The sequence below is a fragment of the Azospirillum sp. VT-I1 genome (assembly GCF_055698305.1).
In genome coordinates this window covers 2,034,804-2,059,166 of record NZ_CP168800.1, presented here as the reverse complement: position 1 = coordinate 2,059,166, position 24,363 = coordinate 2,034,804, and the positions used below count along the sequence as shown (strand labels likewise).

General features: G+C 70.3%; 19 protein-coding genes. 10 read left to right on the top strand and 9 right to left on the bottom strand.

The genetic code is table 11. The features are described from left to right. Window positions 1-78 precede the first annotated feature (78 nt). From addA to AB8P05_RS09915, 7 genes are all read right to left on the bottom strand, one after another. Window positions 79-3,600 (bottom strand): double-strand break repair helicase AddA, encoded by a 3,522-nt coding sequence (addA, locus tag AB8P05_RS09945; RefSeq protein ID WP_472757813.1) that lies wholly within the window; start codon window positions 3,598-3,600, stop codon window positions 79-81. 72 nt (window positions 3,601-3,672) lie between these two features. Continuing rightward, on the bottom strand, window positions 3,673-3,843 hold the full coding sequence (locus AB8P05_RS09940) for a hypothetical protein (protein WP_472757812.1): 171 nt from the start codon (window positions 3,841-3,843) through the stop codon (window positions 3,673-3,675). Between the two features lie 285 nt (window positions 3,844-4,128). Continuing rightward, window positions 4,129-4,377, bottom strand: a complete 249-nt coding sequence (locus AB8P05_RS09935; protein ID WP_472757811.1) for a hypothetical protein — start codon at window positions 4,375-4,377, stop codon at window positions 4,129-4,131. Next, complete coding sequence (gene addB, locus AB8P05_RS09930) at window positions 4,365-7,106, bottom strand: double-strand break repair protein AddB (RefSeq protein ID WP_472757810.1); 2,742 nt, start codon at window positions 7,104-7,106, stop codon at window positions 4,365-4,367. The genes AB8P05_RS09935 and addB overlap by 13 nt, the downstream gene beginning before the upstream one ends. Before the next feature lie 137 nt (window positions 7,107-7,243). Beyond that, a complete protein-coding gene (locus AB8P05_RS09925) occupies window positions 7,244-8,068 on the bottom strand; it encodes an ABC transporter permease (protein ID WP_472757809.1) in 825 nt (274 codons plus the stop codon). Window positions 8,069-8,216: 148 nt separating this feature from the next. Beyond that, complete coding sequence (locus AB8P05_RS09920; RefSeq protein ID WP_472757808.1) at window positions 8,217-9,167, bottom strand: ABC transporter permease; 951 nt, start codon at window positions 9,165-9,167, stop codon at window positions 8,217-8,219. Window positions 9,168-9,194: 27 nt separating this feature from the next. After that, window positions 9,195-10,700 carry an ABC transporter substrate-binding protein gene (locus AB8P05_RS09915; RefSeq protein WP_472757807.1) on the bottom strand — a complete coding sequence of 502 codons (1,506 nt, stop codon included), beginning with the start codon at window positions 10,698-10,700 and terminating at the stop codon, window positions 9,195-9,197. Here AB8P05_RS09915 and AB8P05_RS09910 point away from each other — a divergent pair. Then, the gene (locus AB8P05_RS09910; RefSeq protein ID WP_472757806.1) at window positions 10,687-10,893 is read left to right on the top strand and encodes a hypothetical protein; all 207 of its coding nucleotides are present in this window, start codon (window positions 10,687-10,689) and stop codon (window positions 10,891-10,893) included. The two genes, AB8P05_RS09915 and AB8P05_RS09910, sit on opposite strands and share 14 nt — an antisense overlap. Before the next feature lie 130 nt (window positions 10,894-11,023). Here AB8P05_RS09910 and AB8P05_RS09905 read toward each other — a convergent pair whose 3' ends face one another. Beyond that, a complete protein-coding gene (locus AB8P05_RS09905; protein ID WP_455173018.1) occupies window positions 11,024-12,061 on the bottom strand; it encodes an NAD(P)/FAD-dependent oxidoreductase in 1,038 nt (345 codons plus the stop codon). A gap of 339 nt (window positions 12,062-12,400) precedes the next feature. Between AB8P05_RS09905 and AB8P05_RS09900 the strand changes: the two genes are divergently transcribed. The 4 genes from AB8P05_RS09900 to AB8P05_RS09885 all read left to right on the top strand — a co-directional run bounded on the left by AB8P05_RS09900 (window position 12,401) and on the right by AB8P05_RS09885 (window position 15,169). Then, window positions 12,401-12,835 carry a hypothetical protein gene (locus AB8P05_RS09900; RefSeq protein WP_472757805.1) on the top strand — a complete coding sequence of 145 codons (435 nt, stop codon included), beginning with the start codon at window positions 12,401-12,403 and terminating at the stop codon, window positions 12,833-12,835. A 69-nt stretch (window positions 12,836-12,904) separates the two neighbouring features. After that, on the top strand, window positions 12,905-13,387 hold the full coding sequence (gene tsaE / locus AB8P05_RS09895; RefSeq protein WP_472757804.1) for a tRNA (adenosine(37)-N6)-threonylcarbamoyltransferase complex ATPase subunit type 1 TsaE: 483 nt from the start codon (window positions 12,905-12,907) through the stop codon (window positions 13,385-13,387). A gap of 11 nt (window positions 13,388-13,398) precedes the next feature. Further along, the gene (locus tag AB8P05_RS09890; RefSeq protein WP_472757803.1) at window positions 13,399-14,427 is read left to right on the top strand and encodes an aminoglycoside phosphotransferase family protein; all 1,029 of its coding nucleotides are present in this window, start codon (window positions 13,399-13,401) and stop codon (window positions 14,425-14,427) included. Between the two features lies 1 nt (window position 14,428). Continuing rightward, window positions 14,429-15,169, top strand: a complete 741-nt coding sequence (locus AB8P05_RS09885) for a nucleotidyltransferase family protein (protein WP_472757802.1) — start codon at window positions 14,429-14,431, stop codon at window positions 15,167-15,169. Window positions 15,170-15,200: 31 nt separating this feature from the next. Here AB8P05_RS09885 and AB8P05_RS09880 read toward each other — a convergent pair whose 3' ends face one another. Then, on the bottom strand, window positions 15,201-16,040 hold the full coding sequence (locus AB8P05_RS09880) for a hypothetical protein (RefSeq protein ID WP_472757801.1): 840 nt from the start codon (window positions 16,038-16,040) through the stop codon (window positions 15,201-15,203). 111 nt (window positions 16,041-16,151) lie between these two features. Between AB8P05_RS09880 and AB8P05_RS09875 the strand changes: the two genes are divergently transcribed. From AB8P05_RS09875 to gyrB, 5 genes are all read left to right on the top strand, one after another. Continuing rightward, entirely contained in the window at window positions 16,152-17,027 is an 876-nt protein-coding gene (locus AB8P05_RS09875) for an SDR family oxidoreductase (protein ID WP_472757800.1), read from the top strand. A 168-nt stretch (window positions 17,028-17,195) separates the two neighbouring features. After that, a complete protein-coding gene (locus AB8P05_RS09870) occupies window positions 17,196-19,085 on the top strand; it encodes a hypothetical protein (protein WP_472757799.1) in 1,890 nt (629 codons plus the stop codon). Window positions 19,086-19,219: 134 nt separating this feature from the next. Then, window positions 19,220-20,350 (top strand): DNA polymerase III subunit beta, encoded by a 1,131-nt coding sequence (gene dnaN, locus AB8P05_RS09865; protein ID WP_310118842.1) that lies wholly within the window; start codon window positions 19,220-19,222, stop codon window positions 20,348-20,350. A gap of 64 nt (window positions 20,351-20,414) precedes the next feature. Then, window positions 20,415-21,599 (top strand): DNA replication/repair protein RecF, encoded by a 1,185-nt coding sequence (gene recF, locus AB8P05_RS09860; RefSeq protein WP_472757798.1) that lies wholly within the window; start codon window positions 20,415-20,417, stop codon window positions 21,597-21,599. A gap of 89 nt (window positions 21,600-21,688) precedes the next feature. Continuing rightward, entirely contained in the window at window positions 21,689-24,178 is a 2,490-nt protein-coding gene (gene gyrB / locus AB8P05_RS09855; RefSeq protein WP_472757797.1) for a DNA topoisomerase (ATP-hydrolyzing) subunit B, read from the top strand. Window positions 24,179-24,363 lie beyond the last annotated feature (185 nt).

Sequence of the window (24,363 nt, the reverse complement as noted above, 5' to 3'; positions counted from 1 at the left end):
GGAATTGAGCAAAATGTAGGGCGGAGGCGCCCGGCCGGTCAAGTCACCCCATCTTTCGGGGGACCCGCCGGCCGCCTCTCACCCCGCCCTTGGGCCCAGTCCGGCCGCCGCCGCGTCCAACACCGAGGGCGGCAGCTCCATGGTGTAGGGGCCGTCGGTCCACAGCAGCACGCAGCGCACCCGCCGCCCCGGATAAACGGCGCGCAACGCCTCGCGGTAGGCCGCCATCTGGCGCCGGTAAACCATTGGCACGTCTTCCAGATCCCGCGGCGGCGGCCGGTTGGTCTTGTAGTCGGCGATCCACACCGTATCGCCCGTCAGCGCCAGCCGGTCGATGCGGCCGGCCAGCGCGCGGCTGCCGTCGCCGAGCGCCACCACGCCGACCAAGGGCACCTCCGCCCGCGAATCCGGGCCGAACAGATGCGCGAACTCCGCATGGCTCAGCACCGCCAGCGTCTCCCGCGCGATGGCGTCCTGCTGCTCCGGCGTCAGCTTGTGCGCCGGCCGGCCCAGGAAGCGGCGGCAGGCGGCCTCCCGCGCCCCCTCGGCCAGATTGGGCAGGGTCTGCAGCAGCCGGTGGACCAGCAGGCCGCGGCGGAAGCGCTGGCCGTCGTCGTTGCCGAGCGGAGAGCGCACCGCCGGCTCCTCGCCGTCCGGCCGCGAGGGGGTGAGGGGGCGCGACGGCTCCGGCTCGCCCGGCGGCGGCTCTCCCACCCAGGGCGGCGGTGGCTCGGCCGACGCGCTCTCCTCCGTCTCGACATGGCGCGGCACCGCGGCGGTCTGGGCGCCGACCAGCCGCCAGCCCTCGCCCGCCCATCCGTCGGGACACAGGCCGGTGAAGTCGAAGCCGTGCGGCACGCCGTTCTCGCGCATCGCCTCTTCCACCAGCCGGTACCAGCAATCGTCGGACGGCTCGCGCTTGCCCTGGTGGCCGCAGATGTAGAGCCGGTCCTCCGCCCGCGTCAGCGCCACATACAGCAGCCGGCGATATTCCTGGTCGCGCCGCCGGTTGGCCCGTGCCCGCGCCTCGGCGCACAGCGCGTCCTCCTGGGACCGCCGGGCGGCGAACAGCGGCACCGGGCAATCCTCGTCCGGCCACAGGATCGGCGGGCTCTGGGTCGGGCTGCCCAGCGTGTCGGGCAGGAAGACGATGGGGGCCTGCAACCCTTTGGAGCCGTGGACCGTCATGATCCGTACGGTGCCGCCGCCCTGTTCCAGTTCGCGCTTGATCTCCGCATCGCTGGCCGCCAGCCAGGCGAGGAAATTCTGCAGCGACGGCGGCTCCGTCTTCTCGAAAGCCAGGCAGACGGCCAGGAATTCCTCCAGCGGGTCCTGGGCGTCGGGGCCGAGCCGCTTCAGGATCGCGCGCCGCCCCGACCGCCCGTCGGCCGGGCATGGCCGGTTCAGCAGCCCGGCGAACAGCTCGTAGGGTGCCGAGAAGTCGGTGCGCGCCAGCAGGTCGCCCAGATAGCGCCGGGCCGGGCGGAACTCCGGCTCCGTCTCCGCCAGTGCCACCAGGGAGCGCCACAGCGTGCCGCGCCGGCCATGGGCGACGCGGAACAGGTCATCCTCGGTCAGCCCGATCAGCGGCCCCTTCAGCACAGTGGCGAGCGTCAGGTCGTCGTCGGGCAGCAGCAGGAAATCGGCCAGCGCCACCAGATCCATCACCGCCAGCTGTTCCGTCAGCACCATGCGGTCGACGCCGGCCACCGGCACGCCGCGGTCCTTCAGCGCGCGGACCAGTTCGGTGACAAAGGCGGTGCGGCGGCGGACCAGGACCATCACGTCGCCGGGCTGCACCGGCCGGCCCTTGGCCTCCAGCCTCTCGCCGCCGTCGATCCAGCGATGCACCGTCGCAGCAATGACCGCGGCGAGGCGGGCCGACGGCGAATCGGCGGATTCGCGTGCCACCGGCGGCGCCCAGGCCGGCGTCTCGACGGCTTCGGCCGGCTTCACCGGTGGCCACAGCTCGACCAGACCGGCCTGTCCGCGGCGGAAGGCGCGGTGGCGGATGACCGGGCTGGCATCGGACGCGACACCGTCGCGGGCGCGGTCGATGGCGAAGACGGCGTCCACCGTCTCCAGCACCGCCGATGTCGAGCGGAAGGAGATGTCGAGGTCCACCCCGGCCCAGAGCCGTTCGGCCGACTCCGCCTTTTCCTGGAAATGGCGGCGCATGCGGGCGAATTCGGCGGGATCGGCGCGCTGGAAGCTGAAGATCGACTGCTTCTCGTCGCCCACCGCGAAGACGGTGCGGATCTTGCCGTCCGGGGCGGCGGCCTCCAGCTCGGCGAAGAACTCGCCGGCCAGCGAGGCGACGATGGCCCACTGGTCGGGGTTGGTGTCCTGCGCCTCGTCGATCAGGATATGGTCCAGGCCGCCGTCCAGCTTGTACAGCACCCAGGGCACACGCGGCGTGCCGTCCTTGCCGCTCAGCAGCCGGTTAGCCGCCAGGATCAGATCGTCGTAATCCAGCAGAGCGCGCGCCGCCTTGCGCTCGCGGTAAGCGTCCAGCATCGCCTGCGCCAGCGTCAGCAGCGCGGTGGTGGAGGCGGCGACGCCGGCGGCCTTCACCCGCTCCGCAATCTCCACCAGCCGCTCCGCCTCCTTCTGCAGGGACAGCAGCGCCTGCGGATAGGCGGTGGCTGGCTTCTTGGTCATCAGCGTCTTGCGCGGGCTGCCCTCCGCGGTCAGGAACAGGCGCTTGTAAGCCTCGAAGGCGCGCACCCGGCGGTCGGCGGCATCCAGCCAATGCTGGATGGCGATGCCGCGCTCCTGGTCGCTGGCGCTGCCGCCCGACAACGCCCGGCAGGCCTCGCGCAGGGAAGGCGGGTCGCAATGGTCGTCGTGGCAGGCGTGGGTGAGGATCGACTCCTCGGTCACGCCCGGCGGCACCTTGAGGGTGTCGTGGATGGCGTCGATCAGCCCGTCCAGCCCGTGGAAACGCTCGAACAGCTTCTCCACCTGCCCGCGCTGGCTGGCCAGCTCCGCCAGCAGGTCCGCGAAGTCTTCGGCGTTCAGGTCGCCGGTCAGCCGGCCCATGGCGCGGCCGAGCGGGCTGTCCGGCTCGGTCCGGCCAGCATGCAGCACGGCGTCGCGCGCCTCGGTCAGCAGCCCGTCGGCGGTGCGGTCGTCCATCACGTCGAAATGCGGCGCGAGTTCCGCCTCCAGCGGGAAGCGGCGCAGCAGCGACTGGCAGAAGGCGTGGATGGTCTGGATCTTCATGCCGCCGGGGCAATCCACCACCTGGGCGAACAGCCGCCGGGCATTCAGCCGCGCCTCCATCGACGGCCGCTCGCCGCACAGATCGGCCAGCCGGTCTTCCAGCGCGTCGTCGGGCAGGGTGGCCCACAGGCCGAGCGTCCGGTTGATGCGGATCGCCATCTCCGCCGCGGCGGCCTTGGTGAAGGTCAGGCACAGGATGCGCGCCGGCGGCGTGCCGGACAGCATCAGCCGCAGCACCCGGTCGGTCAGCACCTTGGTCTTGCCCGAGCCGGCGGACGCGCCGACCCAAACCGACGCGGTCGGATCGGACGCCCGCCGCTGCGCCACATTGGGATCGAGCGGCAAGCTGCGGGGAGACAGGTCGGTCATGGTCATGAACAGGGCTTCCGGTGCCGGGGCAGGGCCGGATGCTCGTCCAGATGCCGGGGGCGGGGCAAGAGCGAAAGATCAGGTGGCCGGGTCGGGTGCCGAAAGGGCAGGGTTGCCGCCTTTCATCACGGTGCCGCGAGCAAACATCTCGTCAGTGACTTCTGGGATTTCGTCGTATTCAGCAGGCTGGATGACATGCTTATCGATTTTTTCCAAATCACTTCCCAGAATAGGCTTACTCTCGGTCATTGGGCTTCCTCATCAGAGTAACGCGATACCTGCCAAGATCGAATCACCTGTCGGAAATGTCGATGATCCAGTTGGCGAACAAGGGGCCAGCGTTTCCCACTCCCTCTCCCGCCCCGGGAGAGGGAAGGGGCCCATGGCATCGCCATGGGAAGGGTGAGGGGTAGTGCAAGGAACCAAGCGCTTCTAGACCCTTGGATCACCCCTCACCCTCCCCGCGCCTGCGGCGCGGGTCCCCTCGCTCTCCCGGGGCGAGAGAGGGCGATTTCATGGCGGTTCCTATTAACATCACTCTCCCTCTCCGCCGCCCGACGACCATTCCTGGACGCGGGCCAGATGGGCATAGTCGGTGTAGCGCGGCGCCATCGCCGGGCGTGGGCGGGAGCGGTAGGGGGTGTTCGGGTCGTCGAACTGCGCGATCAGCGCCTCCAGCCCGGCCCGTGCCTCCTCGCCCAACGCCGCCGGGTCGCCCTTTACCGGCTTCTCCTCGCCGGCCGGGTCGCCGCCGGACAGGCGCCAGAAGGTCAGCTCGGCCACCGCGCCCTTGTCCACCCCGCTGAACCCGCCGGCTGCGGCGATGGCGGCCTCCAGCGGCAGCTGCGGGGCGAAGCCAAGCTCGATCTCGCGCGGGCTCGGGGGGTGCCGGTCTTGTAGTCGATCACCACCAGCCCGTCGGGGCCGCGGTCGATGCGGTCGGCCTTGGCGGTCAGGGCGAAGGGGCCGCCGGGGCCGGACAGCTCCAGCCGGCCCGGCACCTCGGTCGCCAGCGGGCGGATGCGGGAGCGGCGCTCGCGCTCCAGATCGACGAACCAGCCGGCCACCCGCTCGAACCGCGGCCACCAGAAGGCCCAGACGTCGGGATGGCTGCGCAGCAGCGGGCCGAAGCGCTCCCGCCCCAGCGCGATCAGCCGGTCGAGCGCATAATGGGGCAGCGGTCCGGGATACTCGCGAACGAAGGCGTCGAGCGTGTCGTGGATGATCTGGCCGCGGTCGGACGCTCCCGGATCGGCGGCGATGGGGTCGAGCGCGCGCAGCCGCAGGGCGTGGCGGGCATAGATGGCGTAGGGATCGCGCATCCAGGTCTCGATCTCCGTCACCGACAGCTTGCGTGGTCGGGCGGTCAGCGGCGGGCGGGGTTCGGGGGCGCTCACCGGCTGCACCCGGTCGGGCTCGTCCAGCCCGCGCGCCCAGCCGAGCCAGCAGGCCCCGCGCTCCTCGATCAGGCCGTCCAGATCCAGTGCCTTCAGCACGGTTTCCAGCCGCAGGAGCCAGCGCGACGGCACGGTCGGCGTGCCTTCCACCCGGGCGGCGCGGGTCAGCACCACCTCCGGCGCGCCGCAGGCGTGGGCAAAGTCGTGGGCCGACATGCCCACCAGCCGTTCCGGGCTGGGCAGGCCGAAATCCCGCCGCATCGGCCGCGACATCCAGGGATCGGCGGATGCCGCCGGCGGCCATGTTCCCTCGTTCAGCCCGCCCAGGATGGTCAGGTCGAGATGCTGGAGACGCGCCTCCATCGGACCCAGGATGAACAGGCGTGGGTGCAGGCCATAGCGGGGACGCACCGCCCGCGCGCTCATCAGCGCGTCGAGCAGCGCCGGGTAATCCTTGGCCGGAATCGCCGGGAAGCCTTCCGCCGCGTCCAGCAGGTCATGGACGAAGCGCGCCGCCTCTTCGCCGTCGTCCTGGCGCCACAGCCGCTCCGCCCCGGTCAGCGCGTCGTCGGCGGCCAGCGATTCGCAGAAGGCGACATGGGCGCGCACGAGGTCGGCCAGCGGAGTCTCGTTGTTCAGCGCCTCCAGGAAGGGTGCTGCGCGCTGGCCGATGTCGACCAGCCAATCGCGCAGGAACGCCTGCTGCTCCTCATGGTCGAAGCGGTCGGTCTGCTCCAGCGCCGCCAGCACGCCGTCGAACCCTTCCGCCGGGCGGGGGCCGCGCAGCACGACGCGCTCCAAGGCACGGGCGGCGGCGCGGAAATCCGCCGAGTCGCGGCCGCCCGCCGCCATCGGGTGCTTGGCGAGCGCCAGCAGGGCCAGCGGATGGACGCGGCTCGCCGCCAGTTCCGCCGTCAGCCGCAGATAGGTGCCGACCGCGGTGTGGGCGAGCGGCTGGCCGCCGGAGTCGTTGACCAGGATGCCCCAGCGCGCCAGCGCCATGGCGACCCGGCGGCCCAGGTTGCGGTCGGGGGTGATGAGGGCCGCGGTCCTGGTCGGCGTTTCCAGCGCATGGCGCATCAGCAGCGCGATGACCTGCGCCTCCTCCTCCGACGTGGCGGCGTCGATGCGGGTCAGCCCGTCCAGCGCCGAGGCATCCAGCCCCGACAGCTCGCGCCAGCCCTCGGTGGTCGCCGCCGGGCGCATCGCCTCGGCGATCAGGCGGGCGCGGGCGCCGCGCGGCTCCGGCGCGTCGGTCCAGGGCTGCACTTCGGCGCGCTCGACGCCCAGAAGGCGGATCAGCTGCGACAGCCCGTGCTGCGGGTGGGATTCGTCCCCGGCGATCGCGTCCCAGATGGCATCGTCGGCACCGGTGTCGAGTCCCGGCAGCACCACCGCCCCCTGCGGCAGCCGGGCGATGACCGCCAGCAGTTCCGTCGTCGCGGCGATGGAGCCGGTGGAGCCGGCGGCGATCACCATGCCCGGCGGCGGGGCCGCCTGCCACAGAGCGGCCTGCGTCTCCAGCGCCAGATTGCGGCGCTTGGCCGGGTCGGTCTCGCCGGTCGACTCGAGGATGGCGGGCCAGACCTCGGTGATGATGCGCAGGAACCTCAGCGTGACCTGCCAATGCTCGGCATAATCCTCCGGCACCAGCGACTCGAGCTTCTCGAAGCCGGCACGCTCGGTCCACACCGCGTCGATCAGCCGGCCGAGGTCGGCGCCCAGCCGCACTGCCTGCGCCGTGGTCGCCGACAGCCCCTCGGCGCCCAGGATCAGCCGCGCCAGCGTCATCTGTCGGTTGAGCGGCGAGATCGCCTCCGGCAGGTCGAGCGGGACGTCGGGCAGCTCCTCCTCGGTCAGGCTGAGGTCGCCGGCGTCGAGTTCGCCCAGCGGCGCCATCCGCGGCAGCAGCGTCGGCTGCCCGCCGGAGCGCCGCAGGAAGGCCGCCTGCAGGGACCGGCAGGCGCGCCGCGTCGGCAGCAGCACGGTGACCCCGGCCAGCGCCATCGGGTCGCCGCCGACGCGCTCCATGATCCCCGCCGCCAGCATGTCGACGAAGGGCGCGCCCGCGGGGATGCTGTAGACCTTGGGGTGGGGAGAGCTATCGGGAAGCATGGAAGGTCCGTGTGTCGCTTGCCCGCACCTTAAACCCTCGTGTGTCTGCGTTGGTGTATAATACCTGGGTCCATTGATGATGACCGCCGGCATCCGTGCCGACCGGCGCGGCGGCTGTCCTCCTCACATCACCCCCCTCACATCACCCCCGAAGACCGGTGCCGCGGGTCGAGCCAGTCCCTCAGCCCGTCGCCCAGCATCGTCAGCCCCATCACGCTGAGCGCGATCGCCACCCCCGGAAAAACCGCCTGCAGGGGTGCGGTGAACAGGTAGGTCTGCGCATCGCCCAGCATCTTGCCCCAGCTGGGGCTGGGCGGCTGGATGCCGAGGCCGAGATAGCTCAGCGCCGCCTCGTTGACGATGGCGACGGCGAACAGGACGGTGGCCTGGACCACGACGATGCCGGCGATGTTGGGCAGCACATGCACCAGCGTCACCGACAAGGGCCCCCGCCCCAGCGCCAGCGCCGCACCGACGAAGGGCCGCCGCCACACCGCCAGCGCCGCGCCGCGGGTGACGCGGGCAAGCACGGCGGCGTTGAACAAAGCCAGCGCCACCACGACGTTGATCGCCCCCGCCCCCAGCGCCGCCGTCAGCAGGATCGCCGTCAGCACGGCGGGAAAGGCGAAGACCAGATCGCCCAGCCGCGCCACCACCTCGTCCCCCCAGCGCCCCAGCGCCGCGGCCAGCAGCCCGAGCGGCACGCCGCCCAGCAGCCCGAGCCCGACCGCCGCCGCCCCCACCGCCAGCGAGTTGCGGGCGCCGACCATGATCATCGACAGCACGTCGCGCCCGAAATGGTCGGTGCCGAGCCAATGGGCGGCATTCGGCGGCTTCAGCCGGGCGATCACCCGCACCTGCTCCGCCGGATAGGGCGTCCACAGCAGCGACAGCAGGGCCACGGCGACCAGCAGCAGCGTCAGGGCGGCGCCGAGATGGAGGGAGAGGGGAAGGCGCCTCATGCGGAGTGCCATCGGCGATGCCCCCACCTAACCTCCCCCGCTGGGCGGGGAGGGACTGCCGCCACTCTCCCACCCAAGCGCTTGTCCCCTCCCCCGCCCAGCGGGGAGGGTCAGGGTGGGGGTAGAACCTCCCCCCCAACACCCCGCCTCACGACGACACCCCCTTCGGCCGCGGGTCGGCCAGCGCGCAGGCGAGGTCGACGAGCGCGCTCACCACCACCACGAACAGCGCCAGCAGCACGACCACGCCCTGCACGACGATCAGGTCGCGCTGGCCGATGGCCTGATAGAGCAGCCGGCCCAGCCCCGGCAGGGTGAAGACATTCTCCACCACCACGGCACCGGCCACGAGGAAGGAGATCTGCAGCCCCAGCACCGTCGCCACCGGGATCAGGGCATTCGGCAGGGCATGGCGCAGCAGGACCGCGGTGCGGCCCACCCCCTTGGCACGGGCGGTGCGGACATGGTCCTCCCCCAGCGTGTCGAGCACGGCGGTGCGGGTGACGCGGGCGAGGATGGCGGCCTCCGGCACCGCCAGCGCCAGGGCGGGCAGCACCAGCGCGTGCAGGGCCGGGCCGATGCCGGCGTCCCAACCGGGAAAACCGCCGGCCGGGAACCAGCGCAGGGTCAGCGAGAACAGCAGGATCAGCAGGATGGCAATCCAGAAGCTGGGCATCGACACGCCCAGCTGCGAGAAGCCCAGCACCGCCCAGTCCCCGCCCCTGCCCCGCCGCGCCGCGGCATAGAGGCCGAGCGGCAGGGCCAGCACCGTGCTGATGGCCAGCGACAGCAGGGCCAGCGGCAGGGTCACCGTCAGCCGCTCCGCCACCAGCTCCGCCACCGGGCGGGCGTAGGTCAGGCTGACGCCGAGGTCGCCGCGGGCGAGCCCGCCGGCCCAATCCAGGTAGCGGGTAAGGATCGGCCGGTCGAGCCCCATCTGGCTGCGCAAGGCGGCCAACGTGTCCGGCTGGGCATTCACGCCCAGCATCAACAGCGCCGGGTCGCCGGGAACCAGCTGCAGCACGGTAAAGACCACGATGGTGGCCAGCCAGACGGTGACGATCAGGCTGACCAGCCGTCGCAGCAGGAAAGCGGACACGCGGGGGCTATCCTTACTTGGCTGACGCTATTTCCAGGCCGCACCGGTGACGTCGTTGGCCTGGACCGGGCGGTTCACCCACATGCCGGTCAGCCCCGCCTTCTGCACCGTCACCGACGGCAGCATGAAGAGGAAGCCGTTGACCGCATCCTCCGCCAGAATCTTCTGCTGCTCGTCATAGAGCGCGTTGCGCCGGGCCGGGTCCTGGCTGCGGTTCAGCTCCTCGTTCAGGGCGTTGAAGCGCTCGCTCTTGTAATTGAAGTAGTAGTCGGGCCGGGCATAGATGTCGATGTCCAGCGGCTCGGTATGGGCGATCATGGTCAGGTCGTAATCCTTGCCCTTGAACGTCTTTTCCAGCCAGGCCGCCCATTCCACCGGCTCGATCTTCGCGCGGATGCCGACCTCGGCCAGCATGGCGGCGACTAGTTCCCCGCCGCGCCGCGCATAGGGCGGCGGCGGCAGGCGCAGCGTGGTGTCGAAGCCGTTCGGGTAGCCGGCCTCGGCCAGCAGGGCCTTCGCCTTGGCCGGGTCGTAGGGATACATCCCGGTCAGATCGACATAGCCTTCGCGGTGCGGCGGAAAATGGCTGCCGATGGCGGCGCCGTTGCCGTACAGCACGCCGTCGATCAGCGTCTTGCGGTCGATGGCATGCGCCATGGCGCGGCGGACGCGGACATCGTCGAAGGGCTTGCGGGCATTGTTGGTGGACAGGACGGTCTCGCCCTCCGTCGAGCCGACCGTCACCGCGAATTTCGGGTCGTTGCGGAACTCCGTCAGCGCCTCGTAGGTGCTGAACAGGGTGAAGGCGTCGATGTCGCCGGCCTTCAGCGCCGCCACCTGGGCGGCCGGGTCGCTGACGAAGCGGAAGGTCACACGGTCGAGCTTGGGCTTCACCCCGTCATAGTCGGGGTTGCGGACCAGCACCACCCGGTCGCCGGCGACCCAGCGGTCGAACTTGAAGGGACCGGTGCCGACGGGCTTCTGCTTGTTGGTCGGCGCCGATTCCGGGGCGACGATGGCGGCGTCGCCGCTGGCCATGTGGAAGAGGAACAGGCCGTCGGGGCGCGACAGGGTGACGACCACCGTCTGCGGGTCCGGCGTCTCCACCTGGGCGATGGGGGCGAAATAGGCCTTCTGCGCGTTCACCGACTCCGCGGCGCGGGCGCGGTCCAGGGTGAACTTGACGTCGGCGGAATCGGCGGCGGTGCCGTCGTGGAACTTCGCATTCGGGCGCAGGCTGAAGCGGTAGGTCAGCCCGTCTTCGGAGACGGTCCAGCGCTCCGCAAGGCCGGGCACCAGCTTGCCCTCGCCATCGACGCGCAGCAGCGGTTCGAACAGGTTGGCGTAGGTGACTTCCTTGATGGCGCCCGCCGCCCCGGCGGTGGGGTCGAGGTGCGGCGGCTCCAGCGCCATGCCGACGACGAGGTCGGTGCGCGGCTGGGCCAGTGCGGCCTGGGAGGCGGCGGCCAGCGCCAGTCCGGCGATGGCGGCCAGGGTGGCGCGCTGTGTGACGCGCTGCTTGGCGGTCGACATGGTTGGCAAACTCCCCCGTCTCGTCGTTGGCGACGTTTTCGTTGCCGCGATGATGCGGTGCGGCGCGGGAGAGCGCAAGCGAAGCGGCTTCGGCGGCGGTCTGGATGCCCTCTTCCCGGAAGCTGTGGAGACGGGAGGCGGGATCCGCACGGATGCCACGGATTTAGACACGGATTACACGGATTTTTCTTGAGCTTGGTGGTGCTCCGAACTTCCGGAGAAAGCGATGCTCAGGCAACGCCACATCCGTGCAATCCGTGTTCAAATCCGTGACATCCGTGTCGATCCTGTTCCCCGTCCCCAATACCTGAGCGGGGTCGGGATCAGGCCGCGCCGGGCACACCCTTGGAGGTCGAATACTCGAAATGCAGCGCCTCGCCCGGATAGACCAGCGGGCGAATGGAGTGGGCGGCCTGGGCCGCTTCGGCGAAGCCGCAGAGGATCAGCTTCAGCTTGCCCGGATATGTCGCGATGTCGCCGATGGCGAAGACGCCCGGCACGTTGGTGGCGCAGCCGGGCTGGGCCACAGAGATGTGGCTGCGCTCGAGGTCCAGGCCCCAGTCGGCGATGGGGCCGAGATTCATCGACAGGCCGAAGAAGGCCAGCAGCGCGTCGGCCGGCAGCGCCTTTTCCTCGCCGTCCAGCGTGGCGACGCGCACGGCAGTCAGCCGGCCGTCCTCGCCGTCCAGGCCGGAGAGCTGATAGGGCACCACCATCTCGATCCGCCCCTCGCGCACCAGGGCTTCCATGCGGGCGACGCTTTCCGGGGCGGCACGGAATTTCGGGCGGCGGTGGACGACATAGACGCGCTCTGCCACGTCGGCCAGAGAGATGGCCCAGTCGACCGCGCTGTCGCCGCCGCCGGCGATCACCACCTTCTTGCCGGCGAAGTCCTGGCGGCGGCGCACCATGTAGAAGACCGACTTGCCCTCATAGGCCTCCAGCCCATCGAGCGGCGGGCGGTTGGGGCCGAAGGCGCCGCTGCCGGCGGCGATGATGACCGCCTGGGCGTCGATCTTCGTGCCGATGCTGGTCTCCACCAGCCAGCGCCCGCTGTCCTGGCGGGTCAGCTTCTCCACCTGCTGGCCCAGGTGATAGGTGGGCGAGAAGGGGGCGGCCTGCTCCGCCAGCCGGTCGATCAGGTCGGCCGCCTCGATGGAGGGATGGGCCGGGATGTCGTAGATCGGCTTTTCCGGGTAGAGCGCCGTGCACTGGCCGCCGACCATGTCCAGCGCATCCACCACATGGCAGCGCATCTTCAGCATGCCGCATTCGAACACGGCGAACAGGCCGACGGGGCCGGCGCCGACGATGACGACATCGGTGGTGAGGACGTCGTTGCTGGATGCGGTCTGCGACATGGAAGCCAATTCCTTGAGACGGGGTGCCGGATGGAGAATTCCGGGTGAAGGAGGAAGGTGGACGAACGGTCCTTCCATTGTCCGCATTTCCCGGCCGGGTCAACCCCCAGCAAGGAGATGGCGGTGCTGTGTCGCGCTTGGGGCCGGATAAGGGGCCGGACAAGGGGAAAGCATGCAGCGGATCGGCGCGGCCGCCTTTGTTTTACAATTTCGCATAAATTCGCTTAAATTTGTCGATTGCACGCGGGGGATGCAAGGCCGACAGTAGGGGCATGCGGCGGATGGCCGGGCTGCGCAGCCCGGAGGCCGGTCCGGACGCCAGTCGGGTGGAGGCCCGGAATGAAGGAACTTCGCTGTCTGGTCTTCACCGACCAGGAGGTTGTGCGCGCCGTGCTCGACCGCCGGCGCCGGGTGAAGGATTCGCTGCCGGTCGGGACCGTGTCCAAGGTCGTCTACCACCGCAACGAGGGGCCGGAACAGGAGGGCATCGAAACCCGCCTGTCCATCACCGACGACAACGGCGCGGTGACCGAACTGGTTCTGGCCGATACTGAGGTAACCGCGGCGCTGGTCGGCTATTGCATGGGCCGGCGCATTCCCCTGCCGGTGGCATCCGACAAGATGCTGCACCTGATCAACGGCGCGCTGACGCTGATGATCACCATGAACTTCAACAAGGCGCCGCGGCTGGTGATGGCCGGTGCTGCGGAAGGAGCCGCACCCGGAGCGGGTGCGGCGGACCGGCTGTCGCCGAAGCGGCGGGTCGGCCGCTGACCTATCCTTCTTTGCGGCCCCTTCTTTCCGGCTTGCGGGCGGGCGGCGGCTTCGCACAGTATCCGCGCCATGTCGGACATTCCCCTCCATACCGTCGTTCTCCCTCTGCCGGATGAGGCGGCCACCGCGGCGCTGGGCCGCCGGCTGGGCGGCATCCTGCGGCCGGGCGACCTCGTGGCGCTGCGCGGCGATCTCGGCGCCGGCAAGTCGGCGCTGTCGCGGGCGCTGATCCGCAGCGTCACCCATGAGGACGCCGAGGTGCCGTCCCCCACCTTCACCCTGGTGCAGACCTACGACACCGCCATCGGCCCGGTCTGGCATTTCGACCTCTACCGCCTGTCGGGTCCCGACGAGGTGTATGAGCTGGGCTGGGACGAGGCGCGGGCAGAGGCCGTTGCGCTGGTGGAATGGCCGGACCGGCTGGGTCCGCTGCTGCTGCCCGACCGGGTCGAGGTGACGATGGAACATGACGGGCCGGATGCCCGCCGCGCCACGCTGACCGGCCACGGCGCGCTGGCGGCGCGGGTGGCCGCCGCCGACTGGACGCTGTGATGGTCCCCTCGATGTCCGCCGTTTCCTCTGGGCGGGAGGCGGAGATCGCCGCCTTCCTCGCCGCCAACGGACTGGCCGATGCGGTGCGGGAACCGCTGGCCGGCGATGCCTCCGCCCGGCGGTACGAGCGCATCCGCAAGCCCGACGGCGGCACGCTGATCCTGGTGGACACGCCCGCCCCGGCCGACGACCTGCTGCCCTTCATCGCCATCGGCACCGAGTTGGCGGCCATCGGCCTGTCGGTTCCCGCCGTGATCGCATCGGATGTGGAACGAGGCTTGGCAATCCAGGAAGATTTCGGAAGCGAAACATTCTCCCGCCTGCTTGCCGACGGCACCGATCCGCGGCATCTGTACGAGATGGCGACCGACGCGCTGATCGTCCTCCATCGCGGCTGGCCGGAGGGGGCGGAGCGGCGCCTCGCCCTGCCCGTCTACGACCCGGCGCTGTTCGTGGCGCAGACCCGGCTGTTCATCGACGCCTATGTGCCGGTGGCGCTGGGCCGTCCTTTGAGCGAACAGGATCGTTCCGACTTCGATATGGCTTGGCGGACGGTGCTGGAGCCGGCCTGCGCCGGGGCGCCGTCGCTTCTGCTGCGCGACTATCATGTCGACAACCTAATGCGGCTGCCGCGGCCGGGCGTGAATGCCGCCGGACTGATCGATTTCCAGAGCGCCGGCTGGGGGCCGCGGGCCTACGACCTCGTGTCTCTGCTGGAGGACGCGCGGCGCGACGTGGCGCCCGATCTGGCGGACGCGATGGTCGCGCGCTACCTCGCCGCCTTCCCCGAGACCGATGCCGCCGCCTTCCGCCGCGCCATGGCGGTGCTGGGGGCGGCGCGCCACACGCGGATCGTCGCCATCTTCGTCCGTCTGGCGCTGAGCCAGGGGCGGCGGTCCTATCTAGTCCATCTGCCGCGGGTCTGGCGCCTGCTGGAGGCGCAGCTGGCGAAGCCGGAGCTTGGGCCGGTCGCCGCCTGGTTCGACCGCCATCTGCCGCCCGGCGCCCGCGCCGCCTTCGTCGTTCCGGAGACGATCTGAGATGACCGTGACCATTCCCCAAACTGCGATGGTTCTGTCCGCCGGCCAGGGCCTGCGCATGCGCCCGCTGACCAACCACATGCCGAAGCCGCTGATCCCGGTGCTGGGCAAGCCGATGCTGGACCATGCGCTGGACCGGCTGGCCGAGGCCGGCGTCGGCCGGGCTGTGGTCAACAGCCACTATCTGGGCGCGATGATCGGCGATCACCTGAAGGACCGGACGGCGCCGGCCATCACCCTGTCGCCGGAGGACACGCTGCTGGAGACCGGCGGCGGGGTGAAGAAGGCCCTGCCCCTTCTGGGCACGGCGCCGGTCTATACGGTGAACGCCGACATCTTCTGGCTGGACGGGCCGGTTCCCGCGCTGCGCCGCCTCGCCGCCCACTGGAACCCGGCGGAGATGGACGCGCTGCTCCTGCTGATGGCGACGACCAAGTCGGTCGGCTATGACGGGCTTGGCGACTACCACATGGACCCGCTGGGCCGCCTGACCCGCCGGGGCGAGCGCGAACTGGCGCCCTTCGTCTATGCCGGGCTGCAGATCGTCAAGCCGGAGCTGTTCGCGGCGGATACGCCCGACGGCGCCTTTTCCACCAACCTGATCTGGGACCGCGCGCAGGCGGCGGGGCGGCTGTTCGGCCTCGCCCATGACGGGCTGTGGTTCCACATCGGCACCCCCGCCGGATTGAAGGAGGCGGAGGACCTGCTGGCCATCGGCGGCGTGCGGGCGGTGGCTCATTGAGGGTGGGGCAGCCGTAGCCGCCCCATCGCCCTCACGGCGCCTTCTTCTCCTTCGCCTTGTCCTTACCCGCGGCCCCGGCGACCTCGGCCGTGCGGGCGAGGTTGTCGGCGGCGGCGCGGCCCCATTCGCTGTCGGGGGCGACGCGGCGGGCCAGCGCCCAGTCGTCGCGTGCCGCCGGCAGGTTGCCGCCCATCGCCTTGACGTTGCCGCGCAGCAGGATCGCCTCCGGATCGCCGGGCTTCAGTTCCAGCGCATGGTCGATGTCGGACAGCGCCTGCCGGTAGTTGGACAGCGCCTTGTGGGCGGTGGCGCGGTATAGATAGGCGTCCGCCCGGCGCGGGTCGCGGGACAGCGCCGCGTCCAGGTCGGCGATGGCGTCCCAGAAGCGTTCGCCCTCGGCACGGGCGAAGGCGCGGTCGATCAGCAGATCCACGTCGCCCGGCGTCTTGTCGAGCGCGGCGCCGTAGAGCCGCTCCGCCCGGCCCTGGTCGCCGGCCCGCAGCCATGCCCAGCCGGCGCGGCCGAGAAGCGAGGCGGCGGCCTTGGGGTCGTCCTTGCCCAGCGTCGGCACCAGCGCCTCCATCTGGGTTCCGGCCGTCTTGAAGTCGCCGGCATGGAACAGCGCCAGCGCCTGGCAGAGCTTGGCATAATCGCCGCCGCCCTGCTCCTGCCAGCGTTTGGCGTCGGCCCTGGCGCCGTCGGGATTCGCCTCCGCCTTGGCAGCGCAGGCCTGAAGCTCGCGGTTGCGGTCGAGGGCGGAGGTGGGGGCGGAGGTGGGGGCTGAGGCGGGAGCGGCGGCATGCGCCGCCGGCAGGGCTGCGAACAGTCCGAGGGCCAGCGCGCCGGTAAGGTAAGGATTGCGTCGGGTCATGGTGCCTTTACACTCCGCCATCGCCGGGCAGGGCGCAAGCCCGCAGGCCGATCCGAAAAGCCGAACCCGGCATTACGCATTCCCCTCCTGCCCCAACGGGAACCGCCCGCGATGACCGATCCCCGCCTGTTCGTCTTCGGCCCCGGCTACAGCGCCCGCGTCTTCGCCGACGCGCTGCGCGCCGACGGATGGCGCGTCGCCGCCACCTGCCGCAGCGAGGAGAAGAAGGCGGAGCTGGAGGCCCAGGGGATCGAAGCCTTCCTGTTCGACCGCGGCCGGCCGCTGGCCGACGCCAAGGCGGCGCTGGCCGGCACCACCCATCTGCTGGTCAGCATCCCGCCGGACGCCAAGGGGGATCCGGTGCTGGACCAGCATGCCCGCGACCTGGCCGACCTGCGCACGCTGGACTGGGCCGGCTATCTGTCCACCACCGGCGTCTACGGCGACACCGGCGGCGGGTGGGTGAGCGAGGCGGCGTGGCTGAAGCCGACCGGCGAGCGCCAGAAGAGGCGGGTGGAGGCGGAGCGCGGCTGGCTGAACCTGTACCGCCAGTACGGCGTGCCGATGCATCTGTTCCGGCTGGCCGGCATCTACGGCCCCGGCCGCAGCGCCATCGATTCGGTGCGCGACGGCACCGCCCGGCGGGTCGACAAGCCGGGTCAGGTGTTCTGCCGCATCCATGTCGAGGACATCGCCCGGACGCTGCGCGCCTCCATGGCGCGGCCGACGCTGGGCGCCGTCTACAATGTCGCCGACGACCTGCCCAGCCCGTCGCACGAGGTGGTGGAGTATGCCTGCCGCCTGCTGGGGGTGGAGCCGCCGCCGCTGATCCCCTTCGACCAGGCGGAGATGTCGCCGATGGCCGCCAGCTTCTACGCCGATTGCCGCCGGGTGAAGAACGACCGCATCAAGCGCCAGCTCGGCGTCACGCTGTCCTATCCCGACTATCGCGCCGGGCTGGAGGCGCAGCTGGCCGCCGGGCTGTAACCGGAAACCGATGAAAAAGTAAAACTAAGATTACAAAGCAAATGATCGGCATATGCCGGTAATCATAATATTTAGCCAAAGACACGCATGGAAAAGGCAAAACTTATTTAATAATCTCGCGGGATCATAAGAGTCCGGGCGACGACTATCCCGCGAGGTGTTGTGCGCATGAACGGCACGCCGACGGTCACGACCTCCCTCCCCTCCGCCACCCCTCCGGCGGGGCCGGACGGCATGGACTCCACCGTCTTCCGCCGCCAGATGGACGAGGTCGTCTCCCGCATCCCGATGCACGCCATCCGATCAGTTCTGGACGCGGTGGAGGGGGCGGCCAGCCCCAACGGCGAACGGGCGCGGCATCTGCGCGACGCTCTGGTCGAGCATTTCAACCGGCTGCGGCCGATGAAGGCGCGCCGCCTGTTCACCAGCCTTTTCGAACCCTTCCTGGTCGACGATCCCATCCTGTACCGCGCGCCGGAGTCGGTGCCGGCGCTGATCCAGCGGGTGGACATGGGCGGCATCTGGGCGGCGCTGGCCCGCTACGCCTTCCCCGGCCTCGCGGCGGAGGTGCAGAGCCGGCTGGACGCCATGGCGCGCGAGTCGATGCTGGACGCCGTGCTGGCCAGCCCCGACGCGATGGTGATGCGCGAGCTGATGCGCAAGGAAGCCCTGGACTTCCTCTATGCCATGGCCGGCGACCGCAAGCTGACCGACCGCTTCCTGGCGCTGGCGAATGACGAGGCGCGGCACGACGCCGGGCTGCGCACCCAGTATCTAGGCCGCAAGGCGCCGATCGACGGCGACCTGCTGGGCTTCGTCCGCGCCCTGCTGGAGCACAACGAGGTTCTGGTGCCGCTGACCGAGCGGATGCGCCGCGACATCGAGGAGATGCAGGGCGCCGACGACCCGCGGTCGGCCGAGGTGGATTGCCAGTCGGCGCTGATGGTCGGCTTCGTCCGCCGGGTGCGCGATCTCGGCCTGCCCTTCCGCGACCAGTCGCAGGTTCTGGCCTGGTTCGCCCCGCTCTACGGGCTGAACGTCAAGCGGCGCTACGACGTGTTCCTGCGCCATGTGCGCGAGCATGGCGGCCCGGCGGTGCGCGAGTCGCACCCGCTGCTGCGCGCCCTGCTCTGCCACTTCAACGCCGCCTGCACCACCATCCGCGAGGTGGTGGACGGCATGTTCGGCGACATGGAGATTCAGGACGGCGGCGTCCTGTCGGCCCCCGCCGCGACCCGCGTCCTGCTGGGCGAGGCGGTGGAGCGGTTCGACCGGGCGCTGACGGCGCTGTCCGGCACCGGCTTCCTCGCCAGCCGCTCCACCGGCCCGGCCCTGCGGGCGGAACTGGCGGCGGTCAGCCGCGACCTGACCGGCACGGTGATGCCGGCGCTGGCCGCCCGGCTGCAGGCGGCGATGAACGCCCGCCACGCCCCGGTGCCGGACCATGAGGACATCGTCTGGCTGCTGGAACTGGTCTGGCGCTGGGGCCGCTATCTCGGCAATGCCGGCTACGCCAACCCGGAGCTGAAGTCGCTACGCCTCTATGCGGTGGAGACCGGCCGCCTCGCCTTCCTCCAGGCGATGAAGGCCGAACCGCAGGAGAAGCCGGGCCACCGCATGGCCCACATGCTGCGCATCCGCCGGCTGATGGCGGCGATGGGCGAGACGGTGGACGGCTGGATCAGCCCGGTCAGCCAGGGCCTGCACCGGGTCGTCCACAGCTATCTGGAAGCGGTGGAGGAGATCGCCGACGAGGAATGGGCGGTGATCGACGCCTTCGTCGCCAGCGTCCGCAGCGAGCTGAGCCGGTCGCGGAACTGGCAGAGCGCCGATTTCGTCGACATCCTGCGGCTGCATGAGGGGAGGCGGCGGGGGAATCGCTTTGAGGGAAAGCTAGACCCCCACCTAACCTCCCCCGCTGGGCGGGGGAGGGACTGCCGCCGATTTACTGAGCAAGCACTTCTCCCGCACAAGCACTTGCCCCCTCCCCGCCCGGCGGGGGAGGGTTGGGGTGGGGGCATCGGGCGAGAACTCCACACCCTCGGCCGATGGCCTTAGCCGCAACAATTTGGTTCGACGCACCCTTTGATGTGGTATGATGCGCGCCCGCTCGGGGCGGGACGGCCGGACAACGGCCCGCAACCCCGGTGGACCCGTTTTCCAGTCACTCCTCCCGCCGAGACGACGCCAGCATGAACATCACCATCGAACGCGCCGCCCTTCTCCGTTCCCTGGGTCACGTGCAGAGTGTGGTCGAGCGGCGGAACACCATTCCGATCCTCTCCAACGTCCTGCTGCGCGCGGGCGACGGCGAACTCTCGCTGGCCGCCACCGACATGGACCTGGAGATCGTGGAGACCGTCCCGGCGACGGTCGGGCGCCCCGGCGGCACCACCGCCCCCGCCCACACCCTGTTCGACATCGTCCGCAAGTTGCCCGACGGCAGCCAGGTGGAGCTGGACATCGGCGGCGACGGCACGATCCTGACGCTGCGCGCCGGCCGGTCGCAGTTCAAGCTGTCCTGCCTGCCGGTCGAGGATTTCCCGCAGCTGTCCAGCGGCGAGCTGAAGCACAATTTCTCGGTCGCCGCCGCCGACCTGCGCGGGCTGATCGACCGCACCCGCTTCGCGATCTCCACCGAGGAGACGCGCTATTACCTGAACGGCATCTACCTGCACGCCGCCAAGAGCAAGATGGGCAGCCTGGAGACGCCGGTGCTGCGCGCGGTCGCCACCGACGGCCACCGGCTGGCCCGCGTCGAGATGCCGCTGCCGGACGGGGCGGACGCCATCCCCGGCGTCATCATCCCGCGCAAGACGGTCACCGAAATCCGCAAGCTGGTCGACGAGGCCGCCGACCGCATCGAGCTGTCGCTGTCCGACAACAAGATCCGCTTCGGCTTCGACAGCGTCGTCGTCACCTCCAAGCTGATCGACGGCACCTTCCCCGACTATGAGCGGGTGATCCCGGTCGGCAACGACAAGGTGATGGAGGTGGACGCCAAGCTGTTCGCCGCCGCCGTCGACCGCGTCGCCACCATCTCCACCGAGAAGAGCCGGGCGGTGAAGCTGTCGCTGGTCCGCGGCGCCCTGACCCTGTCGGCCACCAGCCCCGAGTCCGGCAGCGCGACCGAGGAGCTGGAGGTCAATTACGCCGAGTCCCCGCTGGAAATCGGCTTCAACTCTCGCTATTTGCTGGACATCACGCAGCAGATCGAGGGCGAGGGCGCCCAGTTCACGCTGGCCGACGCCGCGTCGCCGACCATCATCCGCGACGTCGCCGACTCCACCGCGCTTTACGTCCTGATGCCGATGCGTGTGTGATGGGGCTGCGGGGATCCTCCCCGCCCCAGGCGGAACGGACCAGTTGCAGCACACGGCAGTTTCGATGAGCGGCGGCACCCCGGTGTCCGCCTCAACCCCGGCTTTGGCCCCGGCGCTTGCCGTGCGGCGGATGACGCTGACGCGCTTCCGCGGCTATGAGTCGGCACGCCTGGAGCCCGACCGCCGGCCCGTCGCCCTGATCGGCCCGAACGGGGCCGGCAAGACCAATCTTCTGGAGGCCGTCAGCTTCCTCGCCCCCGGCCGCGGCATCCGCGGCGCCCGGCTGGCCGAGGTGGAACGGCTAGGCTCGGCTCCCGGCGCCGGCTGGGCGGTGGCGGCGACGCTCGACACCCCGATGGGTCCGGTGGAGATCGGCACCGGCCGCGAGCCGCATGACGGCAATAGAACTTCCGACCGCGACCGCCGGCTGGTCCGCATCGACGGCCACCCGGCCAAGGGCCAGACGGCGCTGGCCGACCATGTCGCCATGGTCTGGCTGACCCCGCAGATGGACCGCCTGTTCATCGAAGGGTCGAGCGGACGGCGCCGCTTCCTCGACCGGCTGGTCTTCGGCTTCGATCCCGCCCATGCCGGGCGGCTGTCGCGCTACGAGCATGCGCTGCGCGAACGCGCCCGGCTGCTGCGCGACGGCCGCTTCGACGAAGGCTGGCTCGGCGCGCTGGAGGACCAGATGGCGACCGCCGGCATCGCCGTCGCCGCCGCAAGGCGCGAGGTGGTGCAGCGGCTGCGCGCCGCCTGCGCCCGCTCGGTCGGCCCCTTCCCCGGCGCCGACCTCGCTGTCGCCGGAACGGTGGAACGCTGGCTGGACGAGGGGCCGGCTTTGGCGGCGGAGGATGCGCTGCGCGAGTCTTTGCGCACCGGACGCCGGGCCGATGCCGATGCCGGCGGCGCCACGGTGGGGCCGCACAAGAGCGACCTCGCCGTCCGCCATGCGCCCAAGGACATGCCGGCGGCCCTCTGCTCCACCGGCGAGCAGAAGGCCCTGCTGATCGCCATCGTGCTGGCCAACGCCCGGCTGCTGGCGGCCGAACGCGGGGCGGCGCCGATCCTTCTGCTGGACGAGGTGGCGGCCCATCTCGACCCGGAACGCCGCGCCGCGCTGTTCGGCGAAATCCTGGCCTTGGGCGCCCAAGCCTGGATGACCGGCACCGACGAAGGGGTTTTCGACCCTCTCGGCGAGGATGCCCGCCGCTTCCGCATCGAAGACGCCCACATCCGCCCCGGATAGGGGTGGAAATTCGGGCAGAGACCCAAAAAAAGCCGTGTTCACGCACGCTAAACCGCCGAATCCGCAACCGAATCTGTTATAGTCGACGCATGGCACAGGAAGCACTGAAGAACGACCTCCCGCAGTCGGAGCCCCAGCAGGCGGACTATGGGGCGGAGTCGATCACCGTTCTGCGCGGGCTCGATGCCGTGCGCAAACGCCCCGGCATGTACATCGGCGACACCGACGACGGGTCCGGCCTGCACCACATGGTGTACGAGGTGGTCGACAACGCCATCGACGAGGCGCTGGCCGGCTATTGCGACAAGGTCGAGGTCCTGCTGAACGCCGACGGATCGGTCACGGTGCGCGACAACGGCCGCGGCATCCCGACCGACATCCATCCGGAGGAAGGCGTCTCGGCGGCCGAGGTCGTGATGACCCAGCTGCATGCGGGCGGCAAGTTCAACCAGAACAGCTACAAGGTCTCCGGCGGTCTGCACGGCGTCGGCGTCTCGGTGGTGAACGCGCTGTCCGAAACGCTGGATCTCCGCATCTGGCGCGGCGGCCGCACCTGGACCATGCGCTTCCGCCACGGCGTCGCCGAGGCGCCGCTGGCCGACGTCGGCGAGGCGCCGATGGTGCCGGAGAAGGGCAAGCAGCTGTCGGGCACCGAAGTCACCTTCATGCCCTCGGCCGAGACCTTCACCAACATTGAGTTCGATTTCGCCACGCTGGAACACCGGCTGCGCGAGCTGGCCTTCCTCAACTCCGGCGTCCGCCTGGTTCTGACCGACGCGCGCGGGGTGGAGCCGAAGGTGCATGACCTGCATTACGAAGGCGGCCTGGAAGCCTTCGTGAGCTGGCTCGACCGCTCCAAGGCGCCGCTGCACAAGCCGGCGATCACGCTGAAGAGCGAGCGCCCGACCGAGCATGGCGGCGTGGTGACGGTGGAATGCGCGCTGCAGTGGAACGACAGCTACCACGAGACGACGCTCTGCTTCACCAACAACATCCCGCAGAAGGACGGCGGCACGCACCTCGCCGGCTTCCGCGCCGCGCTGACCCGCGCCATCAACAACTACGCGACCGAATCCGGCATCGCCAAGAAGGAGAAGGTCAACCTGTCGGGCGACGATGCCCGTGAGGGCCTGACCTGCGTCCTGTCGGTGAAGGTTCCGGATCCGAAATTCTCCAGCCAGACCAAGGACAAGCTGGTCTCGTCGGAGGTCCGCCCCGTCGTCGAGGCGGTGGTGGGCGAGGCGCTGGCCCAGTATTTCGAGGAGCATCCGGCCGACGCCAAGCGCGTCGTCCAGAAGGTGGTGGAAGCCGCCGCCGCCCGCGAGGCTGCCCGCAAGGCGCGCGAGCTGACCCGCCGCAAAGGCGCGCTGGACATGGCGTCCCTGCCCGGCAAGCTGGCCGACTGCCAGGAACGCGACCCGGCGGCGTCGGAGCTGTTCATCGTCGAGGGCGACTCGGCCGGCGGCTCGGCCAAGCAGGGCCGTTCGCGCCAGTTCCAGGCCATCCTGCCGCTGCGCGGCAAGATCCTGAACGTGGAGCGGGCGCGCTTCGACAAGATGCTGGGGTCTGCGGAGATCGGCACGCTGATCGCGGCACTCGGCACCGGCATCGGCCGCGACGAGTTCAACGCCGACAAGACGCGCTACCACAAGATCATCATCATGACCGACGCGGACGTGGACGGCAGCCACATCCGCACCCTGCTGCTGACCTTCTTCTTCCGCCAGATGCCGGAGCTGATCGAGCGCGGCTATCTCTACATCGCCCAGCCGCCGCTCTACCGCATCAAGCGCGGCAACGCCAAGGAACGGTATCTGAAGGACGACCGGGCGCTGGAGGAGTATCTGGTGGAGGCGGCGCTGGGCGACCTGTCGGTCCAGCTGTCGGACGGTACCCTGCTGATCGGCGATCAGCTGTCCGGTCTGGTCGATCAGGCCCGCACCGCGCGTCCGGCGATCGACACGCTGTCGCGCAAGGTCGGCAATGCCATGGTGGTGGAGCAGGCGGCGGTCGCCGGCGCCCTCTCCTCCTCGCTGGCCGACGACCGTGCGGCGGCGGAGGCCGCGGCGCAGGCGGTGGCCCAGCGGATGAACACGATGGACGCCGACGGCGGCTGGCGTGGCGAGGCCCTGCCCCAGGGCGGCTATGCGGTGATCCGCGCCCGGCGCGGCGTCACCCACCGCCACCTGTTCGACGTCGACCTGCTGAAGAGCGGCGAGGCCCGCCGCCTCGACGCGCTGGCCGCCGACCTGAAGCGGGTGTTCGGCACCGCCGGCAAGGCGTTCGAGAAGCAGAAGGAAACCCGCGCCCTGACCGGCCCCGTCGCCCTGTTCGATGCGGTGATGGAACTGGGCCGCCGCGGCGTCACCATCCAGCGCTACAAGGGGCTGGGCGAGATGAACCCGGACCAGCTGTGGGAAACCACGCTGGACCCGACCAAACGCTCGCTGCTGCAGGTCCGCGTCAGCCACGCCGATCAGGCGGAGGAAGTCTTTTCCACCCTGATGGGCGACATCGTCGAGCCGCGGCGCGAGTTCATCCAGGACAACGCCCTGAAGGTGTCGAACCTGGACGTTTGATCCGGGCGTGTTGGTCAGTTAAGCAGAAGATGAAAACAGAGGGCGGAGCCGCAAAGGCTCCACCCTTTCTCTTTGCACCCACGGATTCGCCCCCTTAAAGTGCGATCGCCGCAAGCGTGGCGAGTTTCTTCTTGGCGCTCATCGCGCGTCTCCTTGTTCTGGGTGGCATGAAGCGGTGATCCTCA

Bases quoted from the DNA above. Each gene is read 5' to 3' on its own strand.
- addA (WP_472757813.1), bottom strand. From the start codon at position 3,600: ATGACCATGACCGACCTGTCTCCCCGCAGCTTGCCGCTCGATCCCAAT.
- AB8P05_RS09940 (WP_472757812.1), bottom strand. From the start codon at position 3,843: ATGACCGAGAGTAAGCCTATTCTGGGAAGTGATTTGGAAAAAATCGAT.
- addB (WP_472757810.1), bottom strand. From the start codon at position 7,106: ATGCTTCCCGATAGCTCTCCCCACCCCAAGGTCTACAGCATCCCCGCG.
- AB8P05_RS09925 (WP_472757809.1), bottom strand. From the start codon at position 8,068: ATGAGGCGCCTTCCCCTCTCCCTCCATCTCGGCGCCGCCCTGACGCTG.
- AB8P05_RS09915 (WP_472757807.1), bottom strand. From the start codon at position 10,700: ATGTCGACCGCCAAGCAGCGCGTCACACAGCGCGCCACCCTGGCCGCC.
- AB8P05_RS09905 (WP_455173018.1), bottom strand. From the start codon at position 12,061: ATGTCGCAGACCGCATCCAGCAACGACGTCCTCACCACCGATGTCGTC.
- AB8P05_RS09900 (WP_472757805.1), top strand. From the start codon at position 12,401: ATGAAGGAACTTCGCTGTCTGGTCTTCACCGACCAGGAGGTTGTGCGC.
- tsaE (WP_472757804.1), top strand. From the start codon at position 12,905: ATGTCGGACATTCCCCTCCATACCGTCGTTCTCCCTCTGCCGGATGAG.
- AB8P05_RS09890 (WP_472757803.1), top strand. From the start codon at position 13,399: ATGTCCGCCGTTTCCTCTGGGCGGGAGGCGGAGATCGCCGCCTTCCTC.
- AB8P05_RS09885 (WP_472757802.1), top strand. From the start codon at position 14,429: ATGACCGTGACCATTCCCCAAACTGCGATGGTTCTGTCCGCCGGCCAG.
- AB8P05_RS09880 (WP_472757801.1), bottom strand. From the start codon at position 16,040: ATGACCCGACGCAATCCTTACCTTACCGGCGCGCTGGCCCTCGGACTG.
- AB8P05_RS09875 (WP_472757800.1), top strand. From the start codon at position 16,152: ATGACCGATCCCCGCCTGTTCGTCTTCGGCCCCGGCTACAGCGCCCGC.
- AB8P05_RS09870 (WP_472757799.1), top strand. From the start codon at position 17,196: ATGAACGGCACGCCGACGGTCACGACCTCCCTCCCCTCCGCCACCCCT.
- dnaN (WP_310118842.1), top strand. From the start codon at position 19,220: ATGAACATCACCATCGAACGCGCCGCCCTTCTCCGTTCCCTGGGTCAC.
- recF (WP_472757798.1), top strand. From the start codon at position 20,415: ATGAGCGGCGGCACCCCGGTGTCCGCCTCAACCCCGGCTTTGGCCCCG.
- gyrB (WP_472757797.1), top strand. From the start codon at position 21,689: ATGGCACAGGAAGCACTGAAGAACGACCTCCCGCAGTCGGAGCCCCAG.